This window comes from Brevundimonas sp. KH_058, assembly GCF_057838505.1.
The window spans coordinates 2,956,775-2,980,105 of sequence record NZ_CM174469.1 but is presented as its reverse complement, the minus strand read 5'-3'; the positions used below and the strand labels follow the sequence as shown (position 1 = coordinate 2,980,105).

General features: G+C 68.9%; 24 protein-coding genes. 12 read left to right on the top strand and 12 right to left on the bottom strand.

The genetic code is table 11. The features are described from left to right. Window positions 1-15: 15 nt before the first annotated feature. On the bottom strand, window positions 16-708 hold the full coding sequence (locus tag AC3ISA_RS14775; protein WP_489178471.1) for a DUF7146 domain-containing protein: 693 nt from the start codon (window positions 706-708) through the stop codon (window positions 16-18). A gap of 7 nt (window positions 709-715) precedes the next feature. Further along, window positions 716-1,402 carry a RadC family protein gene (gene radC, locus AC3ISA_RS14770; RefSeq protein ID WP_489178470.1) on the bottom strand — a complete coding sequence of 229 codons (687 nt, stop codon included), beginning with the start codon at window positions 1,400-1,402 and terminating at the stop codon, window positions 716-718. 103 nt (window positions 1,403-1,505) lie between these two features. Here radC and AC3ISA_RS14765 point away from each other — a divergent pair, with 103 nt between their 5' ends. From AC3ISA_RS14765 to AC3ISA_RS14745, 5 genes are all read left to right on the top strand, one after another. Further along, complete coding sequence (locus AC3ISA_RS14765) at window positions 1,506-1,913, top strand: nuclease (protein ID WP_489178469.1); 408 nt, start codon at window positions 1,506-1,508, stop codon at window positions 1,911-1,913. Between the two features lie 241 nt (window positions 1,914-2,154). Continuing rightward, on the top strand, window positions 2,155-5,088 hold the full coding sequence (locus tag AC3ISA_RS14760; RefSeq protein ID WP_489178468.1) for a TonB-dependent receptor domain-containing protein: 2,934 nt from the start codon (window positions 2,155-2,157) through the stop codon (window positions 5,086-5,088). Window positions 5,089-5,240: 152 nt separating this feature from the next. Beyond that, a complete protein-coding gene (locus tag AC3ISA_RS14755) occupies window positions 5,241-6,026 on the top strand; it encodes a DUF4198 domain-containing protein (protein WP_489178467.1) in 786 nt (261 codons plus the stop codon). Window positions 6,027-6,174: 148 nt separating this feature from the next. Then, window positions 6,175-7,770: a putative 2OG-Fe(II) oxygenase gene (locus tag AC3ISA_RS14750; protein ID WP_489178466.1), complete on the top strand. Its 1,596-nt coding sequence runs from the start codon at window positions 6,175-6,177 to the stop codon at window positions 7,768-7,770. 251 nt (window positions 7,771-8,021) lie between these two features. Beyond that, window positions 8,022-8,510 carry a YybH family protein gene (locus AC3ISA_RS14745; protein ID WP_489178465.1) on the top strand — a complete coding sequence of 163 codons (489 nt, stop codon included), beginning with the start codon at window positions 8,022-8,024 and terminating at the stop codon, window positions 8,508-8,510. 81 nt (window positions 8,511-8,591) lie between these two features. Here AC3ISA_RS14745 and AC3ISA_RS14740 read toward each other — a convergent pair whose 3' ends face one another. From AC3ISA_RS14740 to AC3ISA_RS14720, 5 genes are all read right to left on the bottom strand, one after another. Further along, the gene (locus AC3ISA_RS14740; RefSeq protein ID WP_489178464.1) at window positions 8,592-8,948 is read right to left on the bottom strand and encodes a copper-binding protein; all 357 of its coding nucleotides are present in this window, start codon (window positions 8,946-8,948) and stop codon (window positions 8,592-8,594) included. Further along, window positions 8,945-12,094, bottom strand: coding sequence for an efflux RND transporter permease subunit (locus tag AC3ISA_RS14735; protein ID WP_489178463.1), 3,150 nt, complete (start codon window positions 12,092-12,094; stop codon window positions 8,945-8,947). Before AC3ISA_RS14735 ends, AC3ISA_RS14740 begins: the two co-directional genes overlap by 4 nt. Beyond that, window positions 12,091-13,446, bottom strand: a complete 1,356-nt coding sequence (locus tag AC3ISA_RS14730; protein ID WP_489178462.1) for an efflux RND transporter periplasmic adaptor subunit — start codon at window positions 13,444-13,446, stop codon at window positions 12,091-12,093. The genes AC3ISA_RS14735 and AC3ISA_RS14730 overlap by 4 nt, the downstream gene beginning before the upstream one ends. Then, the gene (locus tag AC3ISA_RS14725; protein ID WP_489178461.1) at window positions 13,443-14,687 is read right to left on the bottom strand and encodes a TolC family protein; all 1,245 of its coding nucleotides are present in this window, start codon (window positions 14,685-14,687) and stop codon (window positions 13,443-13,445) included. The genes AC3ISA_RS14730 and AC3ISA_RS14725 overlap by 4 nt, the downstream gene beginning before the upstream one ends. Before the next feature lie 233 nt (window positions 14,688-14,920). Continuing rightward, window positions 14,921-15,283, bottom strand: coding sequence for a hypothetical protein (locus tag AC3ISA_RS14720; RefSeq protein ID WP_489178460.1), 363 nt, complete (start codon window positions 15,281-15,283; stop codon window positions 14,921-14,923). A gap of 175 nt (window positions 15,284-15,458) precedes the next feature. On the opposite strand from AC3ISA_RS14720, the gene copC reads away from it, so the two are divergent. Next, a complete protein-coding gene (copC, locus tag AC3ISA_RS14715; RefSeq protein ID WP_489178459.1) occupies window positions 15,459-15,821 on the top strand; it encodes a copper homeostasis periplasmic binding protein CopC in 363 nt (120 codons plus the stop codon). 6 nt (window positions 15,822-15,827) lie between these two features. Beyond that, entirely contained in the window at window positions 15,828-16,763 is a 936-nt protein-coding gene (gene copD / locus AC3ISA_RS14710; protein ID WP_489178458.1) for a copper homeostasis membrane protein CopD, read from the top strand. 247 nt (window positions 16,764-17,010) lie between these two features. Here copD and AC3ISA_RS14705 read toward each other — a convergent pair whose 3' ends face one another. The 4 genes from AC3ISA_RS14705 to AC3ISA_RS14690 form a co-directional block, all read right to left on the bottom strand. Next, complete coding sequence (locus AC3ISA_RS14705) at window positions 17,011-17,733, bottom strand: PepSY domain-containing protein (protein WP_489178457.1); 723 nt, start codon at window positions 17,731-17,733, stop codon at window positions 17,011-17,013. 13 nt (window positions 17,734-17,746) lie between these two features. Next, complete coding sequence (locus tag AC3ISA_RS14700) at window positions 17,747-18,211, bottom strand: DUF411 domain-containing protein (RefSeq protein WP_489178456.1); 465 nt, start codon at window positions 18,209-18,211, stop codon at window positions 17,747-17,749. A gap of 62 nt (window positions 18,212-18,273) precedes the next feature. After that, window positions 18,274-18,813, bottom strand: a complete 540-nt coding sequence (locus tag AC3ISA_RS14695; RefSeq protein WP_489178455.1) for a YybH family protein — start codon at window positions 18,811-18,813, stop codon at window positions 18,274-18,276. Between the two features lie 135 nt (window positions 18,814-18,948). After that, window positions 18,949-19,602, bottom strand: coding sequence for a DUF2231 domain-containing protein (locus AC3ISA_RS14690; protein ID WP_489178454.1), 654 nt, complete (start codon window positions 19,600-19,602; stop codon window positions 18,949-18,951). 116 nt (window positions 19,603-19,718) lie between these two features. Between AC3ISA_RS14690 and AC3ISA_RS14685 the strand changes: the two genes are divergently transcribed. The 5 genes from AC3ISA_RS14685 (at window position 19,719) to AC3ISA_RS14665 (ending at window position 21,953) form a co-directional block, all read left to right on the top strand. Next, window positions 19,719-20,000 carry a hypothetical protein gene (locus AC3ISA_RS14685; protein ID WP_489178453.1) on the top strand — a complete coding sequence of 94 codons (282 nt, stop codon included), beginning with the start codon at window positions 19,719-19,721 and terminating at the stop codon, window positions 19,998-20,000. Next, the gene (locus AC3ISA_RS14680; RefSeq protein ID WP_489178452.1) at window positions 19,997-20,437 is read left to right on the top strand and encodes a Spy/CpxP family protein refolding chaperone; all 441 of its coding nucleotides are present in this window, start codon (window positions 19,997-19,999) and stop codon (window positions 20,435-20,437) included. The genes AC3ISA_RS14685 and AC3ISA_RS14680 overlap by 4 nt, the downstream gene beginning before the upstream one ends. Window positions 20,438-20,511: 74 nt before the next feature. Further along, window positions 20,512-21,024, top strand: a complete 513-nt coding sequence (locus AC3ISA_RS14675; protein ID WP_489178451.1) for an RNA polymerase sigma factor — start codon at window positions 20,512-20,514, stop codon at window positions 21,022-21,024. A 177-nt stretch (window positions 21,025-21,201) separates the two neighbouring features. Next, the gene (locus AC3ISA_RS14670; protein WP_489178450.1) at window positions 21,202-21,519 is read left to right on the top strand and encodes a hypothetical protein; all 318 of its coding nucleotides are present in this window, start codon (window positions 21,202-21,204) and stop codon (window positions 21,517-21,519) included. Window positions 21,520-21,545: 26 nt separating this feature from the next. Next, window positions 21,546-21,953 carry a copper resistance CopC family protein gene (locus tag AC3ISA_RS14665; protein WP_489178449.1) on the top strand — a complete coding sequence of 136 codons (408 nt, stop codon included), beginning with the start codon at window positions 21,546-21,548 and terminating at the stop codon, window positions 21,951-21,953. Window positions 21,954-22,152: 199 nt separating this feature from the next. Here the strand turns inward: AC3ISA_RS14665 and AC3ISA_RS14660 are convergent, their stop codons facing one another. Then, window positions 22,153-23,298 carry a copper resistance protein B gene (locus AC3ISA_RS14660; protein ID WP_489178448.1) on the bottom strand — a complete coding sequence of 382 codons (1,146 nt, stop codon included), beginning with the start codon at window positions 23,296-23,298 and terminating at the stop codon, window positions 22,153-22,155. Window positions 23,299-23,331: the final 33 nt, after the last annotated feature.

Here is a 23,331-nt window from a genome sequence, read left to right as displayed (position 1 = left end):
CATCAGGAGGCTAAGCTAATTTGCTCGAACGGAAGGCGTTTTTACACAGCCTCGATCCATGGCGGACAGGGTGGTGACGACGCCTTCCCCGACCAGCATCTCCCTGGCCGCCGGAGCCAGGCGAACGGCGGCGCCGGCCGGAACAAGGCCGACCGTCTTGCGCGCCAGTCGGAGACCCGGGGCGCGACGCCCATTCCGGTCCAGATAGGTCAGCTCCACCGCCGTCAGCCGATCCTCTCCGTCGCTGATGCGCGCGATCAGGGCGGGGCGGCCCCGGCCGCGCGGCCGGTAAACAGAGACCGGCGCTTCCGGGTGGAAGCCGAGGCTGGAAGCGGCGGCGACGGCATGAACGGCGCGACGACGCAGGTAACGATCGGCGGGACCGTCGCCGTCCAGGCGCCGACAGCCGGCCCAGAGATCCGAGGCGGCCTGGAGGCGGAGACGCGGATCGGGCCTCGGGATTGACGGGCCCGCCCGTCCGGCCCCCGTCAGTCGACCGGCGTCATCGATAAACCCCCGGTCGCGCAGATGATCGCGGATGGTCCGCCAATCCGACGCGCCGAACCCGTGGATGACGACCCGGTCGCCGGTCAGCAGCAAGGAGACCGATCGATCGCTTGCGCTGTGGCCCGGCGCCGGGACATTGGCGCGCCGGCCGCCGGAATAGAGATCGCCGCCCAGGGCGGCGACGATGCGGTGCAAGGTCATGGCCGCCTCAGATCAGGCCCAACGCCTTGAAGCTGGCCGTGCCTTCGCGTCCGACGATGAGATGGTCGTGGACCTGGATGTTGAACACGCGCGCCGCCTCTACGATCTGACGGGTCATGTCGATGTCCGCGCGGGAGGGGGCCGGGTCGCCGGAAGGGTGATTGTGGACCAGGATCATCGCCGAGGCCGACAGCTCCAGGGCCCGGCGGATCACCTCCCGCGGATAGACCGGAGCGTGATCCACGGTGCCGTCCGCGGCCAGTTCGTCCCGGAGCAGGATGTTGCGACGGTCCAGGAAGAGGGTTCGGAACTGCTCGCGCGGCTCATGGGCGAGCGCGGCCCGGACATAGGCCACCAGAGCCGTCCATGAGGTGATGACCGGGCGCCGGCAGGCTTCGTCGCGTGCCAGCCGGACGGCCACTTCACGAAAAAGCGTCAGCGCGGCCGAGAGGGCCGGCCCCTCGCCGGACACCCGGTTGAGTTCGCCCGCCGGAGCGCCGGCGACGGCGCCCAGGGTCCCGAACCGTTCAAGCAAGACGGCGGCGAGCGGGGCGGGATCGGCGTCCGGCGCGGCTCGTTCCAGCACCAATGCCAGCAGAGCCTGATCATCCAGCGCCGCATGGACGGACGCCGGCGACGCGAGGCTCCGTCCGTGCGGTCCCGCAGGCTGGGTTCGGATGGGGGTCGGTCGCATGGCGGTCTCCTTCTCCGCTCCTCCACGGAGCGCCCGCCGATCGGCCTTCCTTTCTCTCCCGGCCGGGCTTGTCGCGCCGTCGGCGGCGCGTCACCCTCCGTCGATGAAATGGCTTCTAATCAGCGCCGGACTCCTGCTGACCCCCACCGTCGCCCTTGCCGATCCATGCGAGGGGCGACTGCCCCAGAGCCCTGGCCAGTCTTTCACCGGGGTGGTGCGCTACGTCGGCGACGGCGACAGCCTGTGTCTGGGGAACGTCGCGGACCCCGCCGCCTGGATTGAGGTGCGGCTTTCGGATTTCGACGCCGCCGAACTGCACAGCCCCACCGGCCGGGCCGACCGTGACCGGCTGGTCCGGATCGTGAACGGACGTCGACTCGACTGCGTGTCGGTTCGAGGTCGGAGCGGTCGCGTCGTCGTCTACGACCGGGTCATCGCCTCATGTCGGCTGAACGGTCGTCGCGTCGGCGACCTCCTCCGCGCGGCCGGTGGCCGTGAAGGCGGGCGCTAGGGCACCTTCGTCCGTGCGGCGGGGTTTTCCGCCAACTTGCCACAGTCCGCATCGGAGCGGGATCGCGCGTGGCGGACCGGCCGTAGCGTGAAAAAAGTTTGCGGCGGAGCAAGGGGGAGTCTCGCGGCCCTGCGTAGACAAAAATAGGGGGCCACAATTCGGCCGGAAATTTAACGAGGAACAGCCTTTGTCCGAGGTCTCTTTTCGCCGCCGTCTCATCACGTCTTCAATCCTGTCGGGCTTGGCGATCGCCGCCACCACGCTGACGGCGCTGCCCGTAGCGGCGCAGGACCAAGATCCCGCGACCACCCAATCCCCTGAAGGCCCCGTGGAAATCGACACGGTCGTCGTCACCGGCTCGCGCATCGCGCGGCAGGACTACAGCGCCAACAGCCCGATCGTCACCGTCACCCAGGAAGACTTCAAGGCGACGGGGTCCGTGAACATCGAGAGCCTCATCAACGACCTGCCTCAGTTCACCGCCCTGGGCAACGCGGCTTCGAACAGCCCGAACCTGGCGGGTCAGGCGAACGTCCAGCTGCGTGGGCTGGGCGCGACGCGGACGCTGGTGCTGCTGAACGGCCGCCGCGTCGTGCCGTCGAACGCCTCTTCCGTCGTCGACCTGAACTTGCTGCCGACGCCGCTGATCTCCAGCATCGAGACGATCACCGGCGGGGCCTCGTCCACCTATGGATCGGACGCCGTCGGCGGCGTCCTGAACTTCCTGCTGAACCCGAATTTCGAAGGCGTCCAGCTAGACCTGCAGTACGGCGCCTCTGACCGTGGCGACGCGGCAGCGGAGGCGGTCAGCCTGACGATCGGCGGCGACATCGCCGAGGGCCGTGGCAACGCCGTGGTGTCGGCGACCTATTCGAACCGCGCCTCGGTCCTCAACGCCGACCGCTCATTCTCGTTGATCTCGGGTTTCGCGGGCACGTCGCCCCTGGGCTCGACGGTGTTCGACGCCACCAACCTTCCCACCGCGGCGGCGGTCAACGCCGCCGTTCCCGGCGCGGCGCGCGGCGACACCTTCGGCTTCAACAACAACGGGACGCTGTTCACCTATCAGGGAGCGCGAGACTACATCAGCCCGGGCGGCATCGACTATGAAGGGTTCCGGACGCCGGGTCCGCTGCAGCAGACCGATTTCACCTACACCACCGGCGACCGCAATTACATGATCATCCCGCAGACGCGCTACAATGTGTACGCGGCCGCGGACTACGAGCTCACCCCGGCGGTGGAGCTATATGCCGACTTCATGTTCTCCCAGTACGAGAGCGGCAACCAGCTCGCTTCAAATCCCGCCACGGGGCCCACCACCGGGTTCCGAATCCCCTCGACGAACCCGTTCATTCCAGCCGAGTTGCGCGGCGTGCTGAATTCCCGCCCGAACCCGGCCGGAAACTTCCGCCTCGACAAACGCTTCAACGAACTCGGGCCGCGACGCCAGACCGAGACCTACAACGTCTACCAGATCACCACAGGGTTGCGCGGCGATCTGGTCGGCGTCCGGGACTGGACCTACGACGCCTACGTCTCCTACGGCCGGGTGGACAATGGGACCACCTACACCGGCTATCTTTCCCGGTCGGCGCTGCAGCGCCTGCTGGACGCCCCGGACGGCGGCGCGTCGATCTGCGCGGGCGGCTTCAACCCGTTCGGAGCGAACCCGCTGAGCAACGCATGCGTCGCCTACGTCGGCCGGATAGCCAAGAACACGACGACGAACGATCAGAGGGTCGCGGAGCTCAACCTGCAGGGCGGCGTCTTCACCCTGCCCGCCGGCGAGGTCCGGGCCGCCCTCGGGGCCGCCTATCGAGAGCAGAACTACGACTTCGTTCCCGACAACCTGCTGCTGAGCACCTTCACCCTGAACGGAGTCGTCGGGCCCGAGCTGGCCGGCAACTCCGGCCAGCCGCTCTCGGGGTCGGACCAGGTTACGGAACTCTATGGCGAGATCCTGATTCCGCTCCTGAGCGATCTGCCCTTCGTGCGGAACCTCGAGACCAACCTCGGCTACCGCGCCTCGGAGTACGAAACCATCGGGAGCGTGAGTTCCTACAAGGCGGATCTCAGCTGGGAAGTGGTGACCGGGCTGCGGTTCCGCGGCGGCGTCCAGCGGGCGGTTCGCGCGCCCTCGATCGGCGAGCTGTTCTCAGCCCAGAATCTGAGCTTCCCGTCGATCGGAGTGCCGGTCTCTTCAACCGGCGTGCGCCAGTTCTCGGGCGATCCCTGCGACATCCGGGGGGCGTACCGCGCGCCGGGCGCGCCCGACGCCAATGCCGTGCGCGCCCTGTGCCTGGCGCAGAACGTCCCGGGCCAGGTCATCGACTCCTACACATTCTCCAACTCGCAGGTCTCCGGGGTCACCGGCGGCAATCCTCTGCTCGAGGAGGAAACCGCCGAATCCTTCACCGTGGGCGTCACCTGGCAGTCGCAGTTCGCGAACCCGTGGCTTAGCCGGCTCTCGGCATCGGTCGACTACTATGACATCACGATCGAGCAGGTGGTCGGCACCGTGTCGACGACCGAGCAACTGCGTCGTTGCTACAATCAGAACGGCACCTCCAACCCCACCTATGACCCGAACAACGTCTTCTGCCGGTTGTTCAGCCGCGACCCCAACTCGGGGCAGATCACGAGCACCTTCGAAACCAACGCCAATCTCGGAACCCTGCTGACCAAGGGGATCGACTACCAGGTCGACTGGACTCTGGATCTCGGCGACATCGGCGCGCCGGCCTGGGGCGCCCTGGCCTTCAACGTCACGGGCACGAAGCTTGAGGAATGGCAGCGTCAGGACATCCCCGGCGGCCCCTTCACGGACCGCAAGGGCACTGTCTCGAACAGTTTCGGCCTCACCCTGCCGGAGTGGAAGGCCCTGACGACCCTGAACTGGATCCAGGATCCCTGGAACGTCGGCATCCGGTGGCGCTACCAGGGTTCGGTGGAGAATTTCAACAATCGCAGCCAGGTCATCGACGCCATCAACTACTTCGACCTGAATGCAGCTTTCCGTCTGAACGAGGCGGTGTCTTTCCGAGCCGGCGTGAACAATCTGACGGACGAGCAGCCGCCCGTTTACTCGCCGGCGATCGCCGCCAACACCGATCCGTCGAGCTACGACCTCATCGGTCGCCGGTACTATGTCGGGCTGACCGCTCGCTTCTGAGTCCGTCCGCAGGAGTGCGTGTTGAAGCGGCCGGCGCGCCTCCTGCAGGGCGCGACGGTCGCGAAGAAACCACAACGCCGCTTGGCGCACGCCGGCGGACCAATTGATCGAGTGAAGGATCCAAGACCATGAGAAGACGTATAGCGCTGATGATGGCGACGGGGTTCGGCCTGTTCGCGGGCGCGGCCGCCGCCCACGATTTCTTTCTTGCGCCGGAGCGCTTCGTCGGACCGGCCGGGCGACCGCTCATCGTCCATGCGACGTCCTCGTCAGACTTTCCCGCGCTCAACGTGGGTTCCCCACGCAGTCGCCTCGCCGAGGTTCGGGCGATGGTCGACGGCGGCCCGGCGGCCGTCACGGTCGAGGCCCAGACAGCCCAGTCCCTGCGTCTGGCGGTCTCCAGCGACAAGACAGGGATGGCGGTCGTCTCGGTAGAGACGATCTGGGGCGAGTCGAACTGGCGGCCCGATCAGGTCGACACTTACCTAGACGAACACCCCTTCAAGGCCGAGGAGGTGGCGGCGGTCCGTCGCCTTCTGCCGGAGGGAGCAGCGCTCCATATCCGGTCCCGCCGGCTGGCCAAGACGCTCGTCTGCTTCGAGACCTGCACCCCCACCGCGACGGTTCCCACGGGACTTGAGGTCGAGTTGCTCCCCGAATTCGACGCCGGGGAAACCTCTCCCGTGAGATTCCAACTCGTCAGAAACGGCCGCCCGCTGACAGCCCACCCGGTCACCGTGAGTTTCGGACAGGGGGAGCGGCGCGAGGTTCTCACCGATCAGGAGGGCCGGTTGCGCCTTCCCGAGGGTCTGACCGGACCGGTGATGCTTGTCGCTGCGACCCTGGATCGGCCGACCGAAACCGGCGGGCGTTTCATCACCAACAATGCGTCGCTGACGTTCGAGGCTGCGGCGGATCGCGACGGCAGCGGCCGTTGACGCTGCGTGTCTAAATGGGCGAGCGGGAGTCAACGACGACGATCACGAAACCCATCCGGCGCCAGGGTCCTGGCCCAAGTTGCATGCGCGACGCTGAGCGTGTCGCAGGTGCGTCCCTGGAGCGAGATTTTATCGTCTCGCTCCAGGCGTGTTCAAGGACCGTTCGGCGGCGCCCCCCAAGACGCTCGCGAAATCGCCGCAAGCACAGGTACGCCTGTCCATGGCTGCAGTCGTGGTCGGGATGGCCGCGGTGACCGTGGAGGCTGCTCACCGGGCCCGCGCCCTGTTGGCGCTGGGCCGTGTGGACGGTGCGCTTGCCGTCACAGCGCCTTTCGCGACCGAAAGCGGCGCCCCCGCCGCAGTGCTCTCAGCCCATGCCGCCGCGCTTAAGGCCAAGGGCGATCGCGAAGAGGCCCTGCGCTTCTACAAGCGGGCGGCGCTAGCGGCGCCAGGCAGTGGCGTAGCGCAACACAATGTCGCCGCCCTGCTCGGGGACCTGCGCAGGTTCGAACAGGCTCGGGAGGTCGCGGAACAGGCCCTGGCCATGGGACTACAGGCCCCCGAGGCCCATTTGGTGCATGGGCGCGCCCTGCTCGGACTGGGAGCACTGGACGAAGCGGAGCGGGCGTTTCGCAAAGCGCTTCAGCGTCGTCCCGACTACCCCGACGCGCACCGCGATCTCGCGCAACTCATCTGGATGCGGAGCGCCAGCATCAAGGCGGCGGGGGCTCAGCTCGACGCCGCCCTGTCTGAGACGCCCGGCTCCGCTCAGCTCCGCGTGGTGAAGGCCAAGCTTCTGGAGGCGTCGGGCGACGTTTTCAGCGCGGCCGCCGTCCTCGAAGCCGGCCTGCGCTTGGCGCCAGCGCACGCGGCTCTGCGCGTGGCGGCCTCGCACATGGCCATGATGCGGGACGAGCCGGAGGAAGCCTGCATTCACGCCGACGCAGCTGCGAGCGTCTCCTCCGATCTGGCCGTTCTGGCGGCGGCGTGCACGGCTCTACTCGGTCTCGGCAAGGCTGCCGAAGCCAGCGAGGTCGCGGCCTCGATGCTCGCGCGGGCCCCTCACAATCAGATGGCGTGGGCTCTTCAGGCGACGGCGTGGCGGCTGCTGGAGGATCCGCGTTGGCGCACGGTCTGGAACTTCAATGAGCTGGTGCGGACCTACCGGATCGAGGTCCCCCCTGGCTGGCCGGATCTCCCGGCCTACCTCGCAGATCTGCAGGAGGCCCTTGTCGATCTCCACGGCTCGCTCAGGGCCCACCCATTCGAACAATCGCTTCGCGGCGGCAGTCAGACCACGCAGCATCTTGAGGAGGCGCCGCACCCCGCTGTCCGCGCCTTCTTCGCTGCCGTCGATGCCCCGATTCGGCGCTACCTGAGCGCGTTGGGGGAAACACACGCGCCCCTTAAGGCGCGGAACACCGGCGAGTACGCCATCGCCGGCGCCTGGTCGGTGCTCCTGGGGCGGGGAGGCCGCCATGTCGACCATGTGCATACGGAAGGCTGGCTGTCCTCGGCCTTCTACGTCGATGTGCCAAGCACGGTGGGTCAGCCGGGCCGCCAAGGATGGCTCAGATTTGGACAGCCGCCTTTCCGCACTCGTCCCACGCTTGACGCAGATCATTACGTCAGACCCCTGCCTGGCGCTCTGGTCCTGTTTCCCTCTTACATGTGGCACGGTACGGTCCCGTTCACCGCAGACGAAAGACGCCTGACCGTCGCCTTCGATCTGCTCCCGGCCTAGTCAGTCGAGCCACCACGAGCGGCGGATCATCGTCTATGACCACGTGATCGCCTCATGCCGGTTGAGCGGGCGTCGGGTCGGCGATCTCCTGCGTGGGGCCGGCGGTCGCGAAGGCCGGAACAGGGCCCCGGATTTTCCGCCATCCGGCAGCCTTCCGCGGCGGGCGGACGCCGAGGGCGCGGATTGCTTCGCGCGGCGAAGCCGTCGCACACTGTCAGGATCGAGCCTCCGCAACTCCAAGGGTCACGACCATGTCCGCCAGAACGCTTCTCGCTCTCGCCCTTTCCGTATCGATCGTCTCCGGCTCACCGGCGCTTGCGCATGACCCTGTGGCGAATCCCGCGGCCGTCGACGTCCAGGCCGAAGCGGTCGCGGCGGCGAGCGTCGTCGACGCCTTTCACGCCGCGCTCGAAAACGGAGACACGGAAGCTGCGCTGGCCCTCCTGGCTGAGGACGTCCTGATCTTCGAAGGCGGCGCGGCCGAACGGTCCAAAGCCGAGTACGCCCAGCATCACCTCGCCGCTGACGCGGCTTTCTCGGCCGCCGTGCCGACCACAAGGTCCCGGCGCATCGCGCGCGCCGTCGCCGACAGCGCGTGGGTCGCGAGCGAGAGCCGAACGACGGGTCAGTTCAACGGCCGCCCCATCGACAGCGCCTCGGTCGAGACGATGATTCTCCGTCGCCAGGCCGACGGATGGCGGATCATGCACATCCACTGGTCCTCCCGCGCGGTCCGCTGACCCGGGGGCGGCGGTGCCCCACATCGCCGGCGCCGGCGACCGGGCGCCATGGCCCATGCCGGGCGGGCGCGCCCGGCGATGTCAGTGCGGATAGATCGCGGTGACCTCTCCCGATCCGTCCCGAACGGTCAGATCGAACTGGATGCGGTCTCCGACGGCGGCCTCCCGGATCACGGCGGGACCGGCCTTGAAGCTCATCGTCATCGCGGGCCAGTTCACCGCCTCTATCGGCTCGTGATTGATCGTGATGGAGCCGGCCGCCGGATCGACGGCGGTGATGACGCCGGCGCCGTGGGCGGTCCCGGCGGCCGCGGCGGAGGATGCCGGGGCGGTCGCGGGAGCCGCGGGCGCCGCTTCGCCCGGCGCAGGGTCCGCCTGTTGGCCGCAAGACGCCAGCACCAGGGCGGCGCCGGCTAGACTGATGAGGGTTCGGGTCATGAAGTCGCTCCTTGGGTTGAGGGGGTCGAACGTGATTTCCGGCGCCTCAGCAGGAGGTAGCCGGCAGGGATAACGAGCATCGACAGCAAAGGCGCCGTGATCATGCCGCCAATGACCGGGGCGGCGATCCGGGTCATGACTTCCGACCCCGCGCCGTGGCCGATCAGTATGGGGAACAGACCGCCCAGGATCACGGCGACCGTCATCGCCTTGGGCCGAACCCGCAGCAGAGCGCCCTCGCGAACGGCCTCTTCGACCTGTTCCCGGTCCGGGTCAGGCCCCCGATCTCTGAGGGCGTGCTTGAGATAGATCAGCATCACCACCCCGAACTCGGCCGAAAGGCCGGCCAGGGCGATGAAGCCCACGCCGGTCGCGACCGACTGGTTGAAGCCCATCAGATAGAGCAGCCAGAACCCGCCGGTGAGGGCGAACGGCAGGGTGCCCATGATCAGCAGGGCTTCGTCGAAGCGACCGAAGGTCAGATAGAGCAGGATGAAGATGATCACGAGCGTGGCCGGAACCACGATCTTGAGCCGCTCGGCCGCCCGTTCGAGATATTCGAACTGGCCCGAGTAGGCGATGCTGACGCCCGGCGCGAGATCCACCTCGCTGGCGACCGCCTGACGCAGATCGGCGACGACGGACGCCAGATCGCGGCCGCGCACATCGACATAGACCCAGGTGGTCAGCCTGCCGTTCTCGGATTTGAGCATCGGAGGGCCGTCGGCGATCTGAAGATCGACGACCGTGCCCAGGGTGATCTGCTGACCCGACGGCGTCAGGATCGGCAGGGCGCGAAGCTGTTCCAGGCTGTCGCGCAGTTCTCTGGGATAGCGGACGCTGATCGGATAGCGGGCGAGGCCCTCCACCGTCTGACCGATGGTTTCACCGCCCACCGCGCCCGAAACGATCGACTGGACATCGGCGATGTTCAGTCCGTAGCGGCCCGCCGCCTGTCGGTCGATGTCGATGTCGACATAGCGCCCGCCGGTCAGGCGCTCGGCCAGGGCCGAAGTCACGCCCGGCACGGTCTTGGCGACGCCGGCCACCTGGGCCGCGATACGGTCCATCTCGCCCAGGTCGGCGCCGGACACCTTGACGCCGACGGGACTCTTGATGCCCGTCGCCAGCATGTCGATGCGATTACGGATGGGAGGGACCCAGACGTTGGACAATCCGGGAACCTGAACCGCGCGATCGAGCTCTTCGATCAGCTTCTCCGGGGTCATGCCGGGCCGCCATTCATCGCGAGGCTTGAACTGGATGGTGGTCTCGAACATTTCGAGCGGAGCCGGGTCCGTGGCGGTCTCCGCCCGGCCCGCCTTGCCGAATACGGTCGCCACTTCGGGGACCGTCCGGATCATCCGGTCGGTCTGCTGCAGCAGTTCCGCGGCCTTGGCGGCCGACAGGCCCGGCTGGGCAGAGGGCATGTAGAGCAGGTCGCCCTCGTCCATCGCCGGCATGAATTCGCCGCCCAGCTGGCTGAGAGGCCAGGCCGTGGTGGCGAAGACCAGTAACGCGGCCACAAGGGTCTTCTTCGGATGACGCAGCACCCAGTCCAGCGGCCCCCGATAGACGTGGGTCAGCCAGCGGTTGATCGGATTGCTCTGTTCGGCCGGGATTCGTCCCCGGATCAGATAGCCCATCAAAACCGGCACGAGGGTGATCGACAGGATCGCCGCGGCCGCCATCGCATAGCTCTTGGTGAAGGCCAGCGGCGCGAACAGGCGACCTTCCTGGGCCTGGAGGCTGAACACCGGAATGAACGAGAGGGTGATGATCAGCAGGCTGAGGAACAGGGCGGGTCCGACCTCCACGGCCGCTTCGGTGATGACCTTCCAGCGGTCGTCGCCGACGAGCTTTTGGTCTGGATGATCGTGTTCCCATCGCTCGATGTGCTTGTGCGCGTTCTCGATCATGACGACGGCCGCGTCGACCATGGCCCCAATGGCGATGGCGATGCCCCCCAGCGACATGATGTTGGCGTTCACGCCCTGCAGATTCATGATCAGGAAGGCCGCAAGCACCCCCAGCGGCAGGGTCAGGATGGCCACCAGGGCCGACCGCGCGTGCCAGAGGAACAGCCCGCACACCAGGGCGACGACGATGAACTCCTCGATCAGCTTGCCGCTCAGATTCTCGATCGCCCGGTCTATGAGCTGCGATCGATCGTAGGCCGTGACCACTTCGACGCCCGGCGGCAGCCCGGCCTTGAGCGTCTCGAGCTTCTCGGCGACGGCGGCGATCGTGGCGCGGGCGTCGCCGCCGGACCGCAGGATGACGACACCGCCCGCGACCTCCCCCTCGCCGTTCAGCTCCGCGATGCCGCGTCGCATCTCCGGGCCGATCTGGACGGTCGCGACGTCTCCGAGACGGATCGGCACGCCGGCCGCCGCCGTCCGAACCGGCACGGCCCGGAAATCATCGAGCTCAGTCAGATAGCCGTTGGCGCGCACCATGTATTCGGCCTCGGCGAGATGGAGTACCGAGCCGCCCGTCTCGCCGTTGGCGCGCTGGAGCGCCTCCACGACCTCCTGATGCATGAGGCCATAGGACGCCAGTTTGGTGGGATCGAGAACGACCTGGTACTGCCGCACCATGCCGCCGACAGACGCGACCTCGGCGACGCCCGGCACCGTCTTCAGCTCATAGCGAAGGTACCAGTCCTGCAGGCTGCGCAACTGAGCCAAATCGTTTCGCCCGGTCCTGTCGACCAGGGCGTATTCGTAGACCCACCCCACGCCGGTGGCGTCCGGGCCGAGCGCCGGCTGGGCCGTCGCCGGGAGCCGCGCCTGGACCTGGCTGAGATACTCGAGGACCCGGGACCGCGCCCAGTAGAGATCCGTCCCGTCCTCGAACAGCACATAGACGAAGCTGTCGCCGAAGAAGGAATAGCCCCGAACCACCCGCGCGCCGGGCACGGACAGCATGGTGGTCGCCAGCGGATAGGTGACCTGGTTCTCGACGATCTGGGGAGCCTGCCCCGGGTAGCTGGTGCGGATGATGACCTGCACGTCCGACAGGTCCGGCAGGGCGTCTACGGGCGTGCTGCGCACCGCCCACAGGCCGGCGGCCAGCAGGGCGAGGGCGCTCATCAGGATCAGGAACCGACCCTTGACGGAGGCGCGGATGACGGCGGCGATCATTGACCGGGCTCTTTGCGCTTCGTCGGCGCCGTCGGCCCGCCCATCCTCGGCGCTGCAGCCGCAACGTTCGCGCGGGGCGGGGCCGTCGCTCCCGCCGCGGCCGCTCTCGGTGACGCGGACCGGGGCGCGTCGCCGATCGGACGGGCCGCGACGCCCGACAGGCTGGCTTCGGAATCGATCAGGAACTGACCCGACGCGACGACCCGTTCGCCTTCGCCCAGACCGGCGAGGATTTCGGTCTGACCGCCCGCCTCGCGCCCGATCCGGACCTCGGCGGGTTGGAAACGGCCTTCCGGCAGGGCCAGCATGACGATGTCCCGCTCGCCGGTTCGGATCACCGCCTCGGTCGGCACGAGCAACGCCGGAGTCGAGCCGCCGCCAAAGGTGATCTGGCCGAACATCCCGGGACGCAGCCGCCCCCCGCGGTTGGCCATCTCGATCCGCCCGGTGACGGTGCGGCTGTCGCCGACGAGCTCCGGCAAGAGGGCGGTCAACCGCCCCGTGAACCGCTCGCCCGGAAAGGCGGCCAGGCCCACCTCGACGGATTGCCCGACCCTCAACCGGCTCGTCAGGGCCTCGGGAATGGCGGCGTTCAGCCAGACGGTGGACAGGCCGTTGATCTCGGCCAGGGTCATGCCCTGGGTCACGCTCATGCCGGAGCGCACGCTCAGCGTCCTGATCGCGCCGCCGGTCGGCGTCGAGACCGTGATGGTGTTGCGAGGGCGCCCGCTGCGCTCCACCGAGGCGATCAGGCGTTCGGACATGCCCAACAGAACCAGCCGCTGCCGCGCCGCCTGGATCAGGGGCGTATCGCCGGTGCGCCGCACGGCGAGGTACTCCGTCTGGGCTCCGCCCCAGGACGGGATGAGCAGATCGACCAGAGGCGCGCCGGCGGCGATGACGTCGCCGGGCGCGCGGTTGTAGACCCGCTGGACGAAGCCGTCCGCGCGCGCCTGGACCACGGCGATGTCCCGTTCATTGTAATTCACCACCGCCGTGGCGCCGAGGTCGCCCTCCAGGCCGCCAATGCGCGCCGTCGCGTACCGGACGCCGAGATTCTGCGTCAACGCGGGGTCGATCCGGACGCCGCCTGACGCGTCGCCGCCGGCCTCATCCGCATATTTGGGGATGGTGTCCATGTTCATGGAGGATTTCCCCGGCCCCGGGTATCGTTCGTTCGGGACCATCGGGTCATACCAGTAGAGGATCTCGCGCTCCCCTCCCCCGTCGGCGGCCACGTCGGCGGCGCCGTCCGTGCGCTGGGCGATGACGACGCCGGCCCCGATGCCGATCCCGACCAGAAGAAGCGCGCCCATGGCGACGCCCAGGCGCTTGTTGCGAAGGACGTTCATTGGTCGTCGGTCCCGTAGGTGAGAGTGATCTCGACCACACGGCGCATCACGGCGGCCTCGCGATCGAGGGTGTCGAGCCGGGCGTTGGCGACGGCGGTGAAGGCTTCAAGCACTTCAACGATGTCCGCCCGGCCCGCCGCGTAGCTCGCGGTTTCGAGATCGGAACGGTGAAGGACGTTGGGCAGAACGACGTCGCGCGACCGGACCCATTGATCATGAGCCATCGCATGGTCGGCCAGGGCGTTCCGCAGCGACGCGGTCAACACGCGCTCGGCGTCCTGCCGTTCGGCGGTGACCCGCTGCGCGTCGGCCCCCCGCGCCGCGACGATGGGATCCTGCCTCTGTCCCGGAAAGATCGGCAGCCGCACGCTGGCGCCGACGGAGAACAGGTCGCCGAACCGCTCATCGCGGCGGGCGTAGCTGGCTTCGAACGACCAGTCCGGTCGGCGTCCTGCGCGCGCCAGATCGACCTCGGCGTCGGCGCGCCGCGCAGCGGCGCCATAGGCGCGCACGCTCGGCAACCGGGCGATGCCGCTCCGCAAGGCGTCCGGATCGAGATCGGCCTGCGGCGGCGGGCCGGTCGTTTCGGGGTCGCTATCGCCGGTCCAGCGCGCCAGTTCAGCCCGCGCCTTCTCCACGTCGGCGACGAGCCGGCTGCGGCGGTCGTCCAGGTCGGCCTTGAGCTGCACCGGCCCAAGAGCGTTCGCCGGGCGATAGGAGCCCGATGCGACGCCAGCAGGAGCGGTGTCCCACAACGGTTGAAGCGTCGCCAGAACCTCCTCCAGCGCCGCGAGGCGGCGTTCGGCATAAAAAAGGTCGATCCAAGCGAGCCCCGTGGCGACCTGGACGTCGCGCCGCGCGACGGACAGCTTGGCGCCGGCGACGCCGATTTCCGCCTCGGCGATGTCGCGCTCGGCGCGACGACGCGCGCGGCTCGGCACGTCCTGCTCGACCCCGATCCTGAGGACGGTGAAATCGTCTTCGTCGAACTGCCCCGCAAAGGGTCCCGTCACGGGAAACCCATCGAGGCCGAACGTGAGCCGAGGATCCGGGAGGAGCCCCGCCGCCGGAGCCGCGGCGCGCGCGGCGTCCACCCCGAGAGCACTGGCTCTGAGCCCTGGCGCGCCTTCGGCGGCGCGCGCGAGGGCCTCGTCCAACGTCTGGGGGTCGGCCTTGGCAGGCGCGGTCCAGATGCCCAGGAGCAGAACGGAAGCAAAAAGGATCGCCCAGCCTGCGGTCATCCCACGGCCCCGGGACGGCAAGGGAGCCTCGGCTCGCTGCGTCGCGACGCGCGGCAGGCGGACACGGGGCGGCGGACACGCGAAGGCGCGTGTCGCCGACCTCAAACGAATGGTCATGAAATTCCTCGAAACCATAGGCCTCGCCTTGCAGGCGGGACATCGGCGAAGGGCTCGGATCGATCGGCGGTCGCCCGCGCAACGGCGCGCACGGCCTTCCAATCAGCGGAAGCGGTCTACGCCAGCCGTTTCGGCGGATTCTTGAGTGGGAGCGGGCCTGCGCCCTCTCGCACGACATCGACGGCCGCGAACCGGAGTCCCCGGGGCGCGGACGGTCGTTGAACGGTCGGCGCCGGCGGCATGGGCGCCGCGACGGCGGCGCAGCCCATCTTGGCGATGCAGTAGGGCGTCATCTCTTCGCAGGGGCTCGTTGCCGCGCCGGAAGGCTCCTCCGCCATCACCAGCATCTCGGCGCAGTCCATGTCCGTCTTGCCGCCCGCCGCTTCGAACACCTGGAACGGCGTGGCGTGCGCGGACGACTGGCCGATAAAGCCGGCCATCGCCAGGGCGAACAGAAGGGTGCGGACGAAGTTCCACATGCGCGTTCATCCCACGCCCGTGGGCCGGCCGTGTCAAGGGACCGACGGGGCTGGCGCGGGCGCGGGCAACGCAATGCTCCGGATGGGCCTGCGGCCGACGCCCGAAACTCGAACGAGGGGTTTGAGCCTGGAGGCCGTATACCTCATTGAATCCCTCTGGTTTCGGAGCCTCCCTATGACCACTCGCAAAATCCTTTCCGTCGTCGGCGCGGTCAGCGCCCTGCTGTTGGTCGCGACACAGGCTGACGCCCACGCGCGCGTCGTCGCCTCCAACCCGGCGGCGAGCGCGAGCATCGCCTCACCGCGGGCGCTGACGGTCACGTTCAGCGAACGCGTCGTTCCCGCTTTCTCGGGCCTCGAGGTCGTGAACGCCGCGGGCGTCAAATTCCCCGTCGCGACCACCGTCTCCAATGACGGCATGACCGTTTCGGGACGGACGGCGCGCCCGCTCGCGGCCGGCGCCTACAGCCTCAACTGGCATGCCGCCTCCGCAGACGGCCACCGTATGACCGGCGCCATCGCCTTCACGGTACGCTGAACCATCGTGCTCGACGTTCTGGTCATCCTGCTCCGGCTCGCGCAGTACGGCGGCGCGGTCGTCCTGCTTGGGACGCCGCTGTTCCTCCTCTACGGCTTGCGCGGGTCGGACGCGTTGTCCCTCGGCTGGATGAAATCCTTGCTGGTCAGCGCGGCGGCCGTGGTCGCCATGAGCTCGGCCGCCGCGCTCGTGGCCCAGACCGCAGTGATGGCTGGCTCGCTGACTGAAGGCCTCAAGCCGGCTTCGCTCGGCTTCATGATCACGGGCACGAGCCTCGGACCAGCCTTTCTCGCCCGGGCGCTGGCAGGGTTTATCGCGCTTCTTGCGCTCATCGGGGACAAGCCGTCCTGCGGCCTGTGGAGCTTCGTCGCCGTCGCCGGTCTGATCGTCGGCGCCAGTTTCGCCTGGACAGGACACGGTGCGGCCACCGAAGGTGCGGGGCGCTATGTCCATCTCACCGCCGCTATTCTGCATAGCTGGGCGGCGGCGGTGTGGCTCGGCGCGCTCGCAGCGCTGCTGATCCTGACGTTGCGGCGACGGTCAGAAACGGTTGATGCCGATAGAATCCTTCATCGAGCGCTTCACGGGTTTGCCGGCGTCGGCACCGCATCGGTCGCCGTCCTGGTTCTGAGCGGACTGGTGAACAGCTGGTTCATGGTCGGCCCTGATCGTATCGCCGGCCTGCTGAGCACGCCCTACGGCCTGCTGTTGACGGGCAAGCTCGTTCTCTTCGCGCTCATGCTGGCTCTGGCGGCCGCGAACCGCTTTCATCTGACGCCCGATCTCTACAGCGCCCTCGACGATCCCGAGGATCTCGGCCCCGCGATTTCCCGGCTCAAACGCAGCCTGGCGATGGAGACGCTCCTCGCCCTGGGATTGCTGGCCCTGGTGTCGATCATGGGAACCCTGGCTCCGGTCTCGGCCATGGACATGGCGATGTAGCCGCTGGCGCGCGCGGAACTCGCTGGAGCCCCGGGGCGTTGGCGCACGGGCCGAGGATAGATCGGGGCCAGCCGTTCGAAGCCGCCATGGGTGGTGGCGAACATCTCGGCGCCGTTGGCGGCCACCTCCTCCTGACGCAGACCGTGCGGCGGCCAAGCGGGGGCGAGACCGGCGAGACGCACCTCAGGGGACCGTTTGCGATCGCCCCCGCCAGGAGAACCCCTCCGCCCCGAACCCGCCGCCGGGGTCAATCCACCCGTCTTCGGACCGCGCGCGCCGTCTTCAGGTCCCGCGCAATCCGTATCCACAACAGGATGAAGCCCGACACGACGATGCTCAGCGTCAACGCGGTGGTGATGATGATCAGGGGGTGATTAAAGTCCTCGCCGTCGTTCCAGTCCATGACGTGGAGACGCCAGAAGAAGTCGAAGATCCGCCAGACGCCCGAGCGGCGCGTCACCACCTCGCCGGTCGCCGGCGACAGGTAGAAGGCCGTTTTTTCGCGGTCGGCGAAGTCGACGCGCCACAGCGGTCCGGTCCGGCCCGTCTCCTCGGGCGCCCTGGCCAGGAGCACGGCGCTGGAAACGCCTGCCTCGCCGCGATAGGCCCCCTTGGCGAAGGCCGAAGCCTCGGCGGCCGACATCGGCCCGAACGGCCGGCCGGTCGAGGCCGATACGATGACGGGCTCCCCCGCCGCCGGCTTCAGAGTCCAGGCCGGCCCGCGGGGAGTCCCGTGCAGCTCCGCCTGAACGGGCGCGACGCCCGCGCGCCGGGCGATCTCGCCGAGCGCCGGCAAGCCGTCCAGCCCCAGCGGTGTCGGTTTAAGCTCGACCGCGCGGTGTTCGCCACGCACCGTCTCGATTGGAATGGCCGTCATGACCAGACCGCCGCCCACCCAGAACAGGACCTGGAGCCCGACGACGAGCGCGATCCATTTGTGCAGCTGGGTCGACAGCTTGAGAACCTTCATGGCCGCGACTCCTCTAGGCGTGGCGCGCGAAGACGCGCGTGCCGCCGCCCTTGAGGATCAGCAGGGTCTCATAAGGCTCCCGCTGCCCGTCGGGCGTCTCCATGCCGGGCGATCCCAGCGGCATCGCCGGCACCGCCAGACCCACGGCTTCGGGCCGTTCGGCCAGAAGCTTGCGCACGTCCTCCGCCGGCACGTGCCCCTCAAGGGCATAGCCGCCGATCAGGGCCGTGTGGCAGGAGGCGAGCGCTTCGGGCACGCTCTGGGTGCTACGTATCGAGCGGAGGCTGGGGAGCTCATGCACCCGCGCCTCGAAACCGGCGGCCCGCATGTGCTCGACCCAGGCCGTGCAGCACGCGCAGGTCGGGGTTTTGTACACGGCGAGTTCGATCGACGCGCCCGCGCGCGGGGCGCAGGCCGCGACGGCGAGGGCGCCGGCTCCCGCGGCCAGAAGCCCGCGGCGTGAAAGCGGAATGAGCATCGGTCTCATGGGTCCTCGGGCGAGCGATATGTGGAGGCCGTCGGCTGACGTCGTCGCCGCGATCAGGCGGCGGGACGGAAGGGCCGGGCCGAGGAGTGATAGACGTCGAACCTCCACTCGTCACCCCGCTTGCGCAGGACGCTCGTGGCGGCGCCGCGGCGCTCGATGGGGGCCCGGGCGGCGTCCTTGAAGGTGATGTGATAGGTATAGGTCTCGCTCACGAAGGCGGTGTCGCCGTCGACCTCGACCTTCATTTCGTGGTCGCGGAAGTCGAAGCCGGCCAGGTCGGCGAACTCGGGCCCGAGATGATGCTCCAGATAATAGGCGAAGGATCCCTCGACGCCGCCGTTCTCGAAGATCTCCGAGTCGGCCCAGAACAGGGCCGGCGTCTGCGACACGTCCATCCGCTCGATCGCGTCCTTGTAGGCGGAGACCACGGTCCGGACCTGCGCCTCGTCAGCCGCCTGCGGCTGGCCGGAAGCGTGGGCGTGAGCGGGGGCATGGGCGTGCGCGGCGGGCGCCTGGGCCTGGGCCTGGGCCTGGGCTGAGGTGGCGAACACGGCGGCGAGCGCCAGTCCGGCGAGCATCGGTCGAATGGTCATGTGGTGTCTCCTGTTGGCCGCCGAAGCCATGCGCCGCGGCGGGAGTTTGCATCCGGATCGGGCGGCTGGATCACAGTCGCCCGGTGAGTGCGGGATCGAGGCTCGACGCCTGTCTGCGGCGCGGGCCGTGGGGCGTCAGAACATCAGATGCCTCATGCCATGGGTCAGCATCCCGCCCAGCAGGCCGTTGACGACCACGGCGGCGGCGGTGACGGTCAACAGGCCGATGTAGATCAGCTCACGCCCGCGCCCCGGTCGGCGGACCCAATGCTCCTTGGCCCACCAGCTCAACAGGCCCAGCGCGGCGATCGAGGTGCCGAGCCACCGATGGTAGGCGTGGGTCACGTCGTCCTTCCCGGGCAGCCCCATGGCGAACCACCCCAACGCCACCGCGGCGACCGCGGAGATCGCCGCCAGGGCGATGATGACGCGCGTGCCTTGAGTCAGGACCGGCCGGCGCAGCGTCAGGGCGGCGATCTCGAGGAGGGCCGCGACGAGGAACAGGGCGATGGGGAAATGGACGGCGGCCGGATGCATGGCGCCGAGCCAGCGATACAGGCGCTGCGGCATGGGCCTGGGACCCTCGTCCGCCGTCATGGCGCCATGATCCATGTCCTGGGCCATCCCGGGCATGGCCATCATGCCCCCTTCCGGAACGGCGCCCGCCGGCGCGGCGGCCTGGGCGCGAGCCGCGGCCTGCTTGTCATGGTCTTCGTGCGCGATCGCCGGCGCGCTGACCGACAGGGCCACCGCGAGGGCGAGACCCGGCAGAAATCTACGCCGCGCCATGGCCCTCTCCAATCCTGTCCCTTCTGCTATCTACGCACCGCAAGGCCCGTCCCCTCGCCCGAGGGATTCGGCGCGTTTCGGCGTAATAGGGATTAGGGGCGCAAGGAGAGTGTTCGATGACGCGTAATCTGGATGACCTTTTGACCGGATCGGCGACGACGCCCTTCGGCCGGTCGCTCGACGGGCTCGAACCGCTCGTCTGGAGCCGGGTCGATGCGCTTCGCGGCGAACGGCTGGCCTCGCAGTTGCGTCTCGGGGCCGTCGCCATGGCCCTGGTCACCGGCTTGACCGCCGGCGGCGTCGGCGCGGTCGCCGCCCCAAGACCGCCGGGGGAGATGGCCATCTTCACGGTCGATGCCGGTCTGTCGCCTCTGGTGAGACTGGAAACCGGCCGATGATGCGCGGCTGGCGGGCCATCGCCCTGACGGCCGTCCTGGCCGCGGTCGCCAGCGGCGCGGGCACATGGATCAGCGCCAGCTGGGTGCTGAGCCGGCGCGAACCGCCGTCCCTGCACGACATCGTGCACCACGATCTCGAATTGTCGCCCGACCAGCTGACCCGCATCGACGCGGTCGAAGCCCGATTCGCCGCACGCCGCCCCGCGCTCGAAGCGGACGTCCGCGCGGCCAACCGGGAACTGGCGCGCGCGATCCAGCAGAGCGACGGCGACGGTCCCCAGGTGCAGGCGGCGGTGGACCATTTCCACGTCGCCATGGGCGCCCTGCAGAAGGAGACGATCGCCCACGTCTTCGAGATGCGGTCCGTGCTGACGCCGGCCCAGGCCGAGGTATTCGACGACCGCATCGTCGCGGCCCTCGCGTCCGACGAAAGCTAGCCTTCCGGGTGGAGAGCCCCAACGACCTGTCAGCCCGCGCCGCCGGCGGCGACCGCGCGGCCTTCGGCGAGTTGATGCGGCAGACCAAGACGGGCCTGTTCCGGTTCGTCCGGCGTTATGTCGGCGACGAGCAGGACGCCTGGGATCTGTTGCAGGACACCTATGCGGCGGCCTGGATCAACATCCGCCGCTACGATCCGACACGGCCCTTCGAGGCCTGGATCCGCACGATCGCCCTCAACAAATGCCGGGACTGGAGCCGCCGCCGCTTCGTTCGGCGGCTCATCCGGGGCGGTGTCGACCTGTCGTCGCCGGAAGCCATGTCCGTGCCGGACGGGACCGAAGCGGTGGATGACCGGATGGAGGCCGGCGCCCGGCTCGCGCGTTTGAACGAGGCCATGAGCCGTCTGCCGCCGCACCTGAAGGCTCCGCTTCTGCTGACGGCGATCGAGGGGCGCAGTCAGGCGGAAACGGCCGGGATGCTCGGTGTCTCCATCAAGACGGTGGAGACCCGCGTGGCGCGGGCCCGTCGCAAGCTGTACGACGCGCTGGGGGACACGATCGCCGTCCGGGCTCCTCCGGAGTGAACGGTTCGAGGGCCTGCGGAACCGTCATCGCGCGCCGCCCCTGCGCTCGCGCCACAGCCGGGCCCCTCGATCGACACCCGGCGGCGAGGGCTGCGGCGCGCGCGCGCGTAATCTAGTATGAATGCGTCGCTGGACATCGACCCGAGCGTCGCCCCTTCCTTTCAGGAGCTTGTCACCATGAAATACCTGATCCTCGCCGCCGCCGCTGTCGCCCTCGGCGCCTGTCAGCCGGCCGCCGAGCCTCAACCCGTCGATGCCCAGACGGCGCCGGACGCCCCCCCGGCGGCCCCGATGGAGGCCGCGCCGGTCGCCGCGCCCGAGCCGACTCCGCAGCCGCAGGCCGCCGCGCCCGCGCCGACTACGCCCCCCCGGGCCTCGGCGCCCCGACCGACCCGGCCTGCGCCGGCGCCCGCGCCGACGCCGCCTCCCGCCGATCCCATGGCCGGCCATGACATGTCGAAGATGGACGGCATGACCATGCCGCCCAAGCAATAGTGCGCGTAAGCATCAGGAGTATTTCCATGAACCGTTCAATCCTCGTCGGCCTCGCCGCTCTGGCGGCGCTGGCTCCCGTCTCGCTCGCCCAGGCCCAGAGCCACTCGCACGCGGGCATGTCAGCGCAGGATCACGCCGCCATGCAGGCGCCGGCCACCGGCGTCGTCACGACGCCGGCGGATAACGCCATGCTGGCCGCCGCCCCGACGGCCTTCTCGGCGACCTTTCCGCACGCGATGGTCCTGACGTCGCTCAGGCTGACGGGTCCCCGAGAGCAGTCCGTCGATGTGGCTGTATCCGCCGACGCGCCGCCGGCCACCACGGTCAGCGCGCCGCTTCCCGCCCTGGCCCCCGGGTCCTATTCCGCCGCCTGGACCGCCAAGGGCGCCGACGGCCACCAGATGAACGGCGTCGTCCGTTTCATGGTTCACTGAGGAGACGGCCTCCCGCCTCCTGAGGGGCCGAAACCAACGTGAGGAAACGCCGCGCAGCTTGCTGCGCGGCGTTTTTCGTCGTCGTCAGCTGTCGTCTCCCCCGGTGTCCGACACCGTCTCCGGCCCCGGCTCGTACCGTGAAACAGCCCAAAGCCCTTGAGCGCGACAAACGACGGAGGCCGGCCGCCGCCGGCCGTCGCTAGAACCAGGCTCGAATGCCGACGACCAGTCGGGTGTCCTCGGTGCTTCGGCCGTCGGCTTCCAGGAAGTCCGCCGTATTGCCGAAGCTCTTGGTCCATTCCACGCCGACATAGGGCGCGAACTCCTTGCGGAACTCGTACCGCAGCCGCGCCCCGATCTGGAGCGACGACAGGCCGGACCCGATCCGGAGTTCCGGGATATCCTCCGCGGACAGCACCACCTCGGCCCGGGGCTGGACGATCCACCGGTTGGTGATCCGCTGATCGTATTCAGCCTCCGCCCTCGCCGTGAGTTCGCCCTTGTTGGACAGGAAGGCCGCCGCGTCGACCTCGAACCAGTAGGGCGCCAGGCCCTGGACGCCGACGACCAGATCTGTCCGGTCGCCTTCGGGCCGGTAGGTTTGGCGCAGGCCGGTCTGGAAGTCGAAGAAGGGTCGGAACGCCCGGCTGTAGAGGGCCTGGATCTCGGCCTCCTCGACCTCGCCGTCGAAGGCGCCTTCCCCTTCCGACTTCCACCAGAAGCGGTTGATGTCGCCGCCGGTCCAGCCCTGAGCTTCCCAGGCGTAGCCTTCCTCGTCGTCGCCAAAGGTCGCTTCGAGCTGGTCGATGACGACCGCCGTCGTGCGGGCGTCTCCGTGCTCGATCCGCAGTTGGGCGCGGGCAGCCGCCATTTCGGCAGGGTCGAACAGCAGGTCGGCGGCGTTGGTCGGCCCGCTTGTCGCGCCCGCCGGAGCCGGCGTTTCCGGCGGTCGTCCCGGATTGTCCGCGCTGGTCGGGACGTCGGGCGGCATGGCCATTCCGGACATGTCATGGCCCGCCGGCGCCTGACCCATGGTTGACATGTCATGGCCTGCATGAGGGGACGCGGCGGCCGGAGCCGGCTGCGTCTGGCCCATCGTCGACATGTCGTGCCCCGCCGGCATCGCCGGAGCGGGCTGGGTTTGGCCCATGGTCGACATGTCGTGGCCGGCATGCGGGGACGCGGCGGCCGGAGCCGGCTGCGTCTGGCGCATCGTGGACATGTCATGGCCGGCGTGAGGGGACGCAGCGGCCGGAGCAGGTTGGGTCTGGCCCATGGTCGACATGTCATGGCCGGCATGAGGGGACGCCGCGGCCGGAGCAGGCGTCTGGCCCATGGTCGACATGTCGTGTCCCGCCGGCATCGCCGGAGCCGGCAG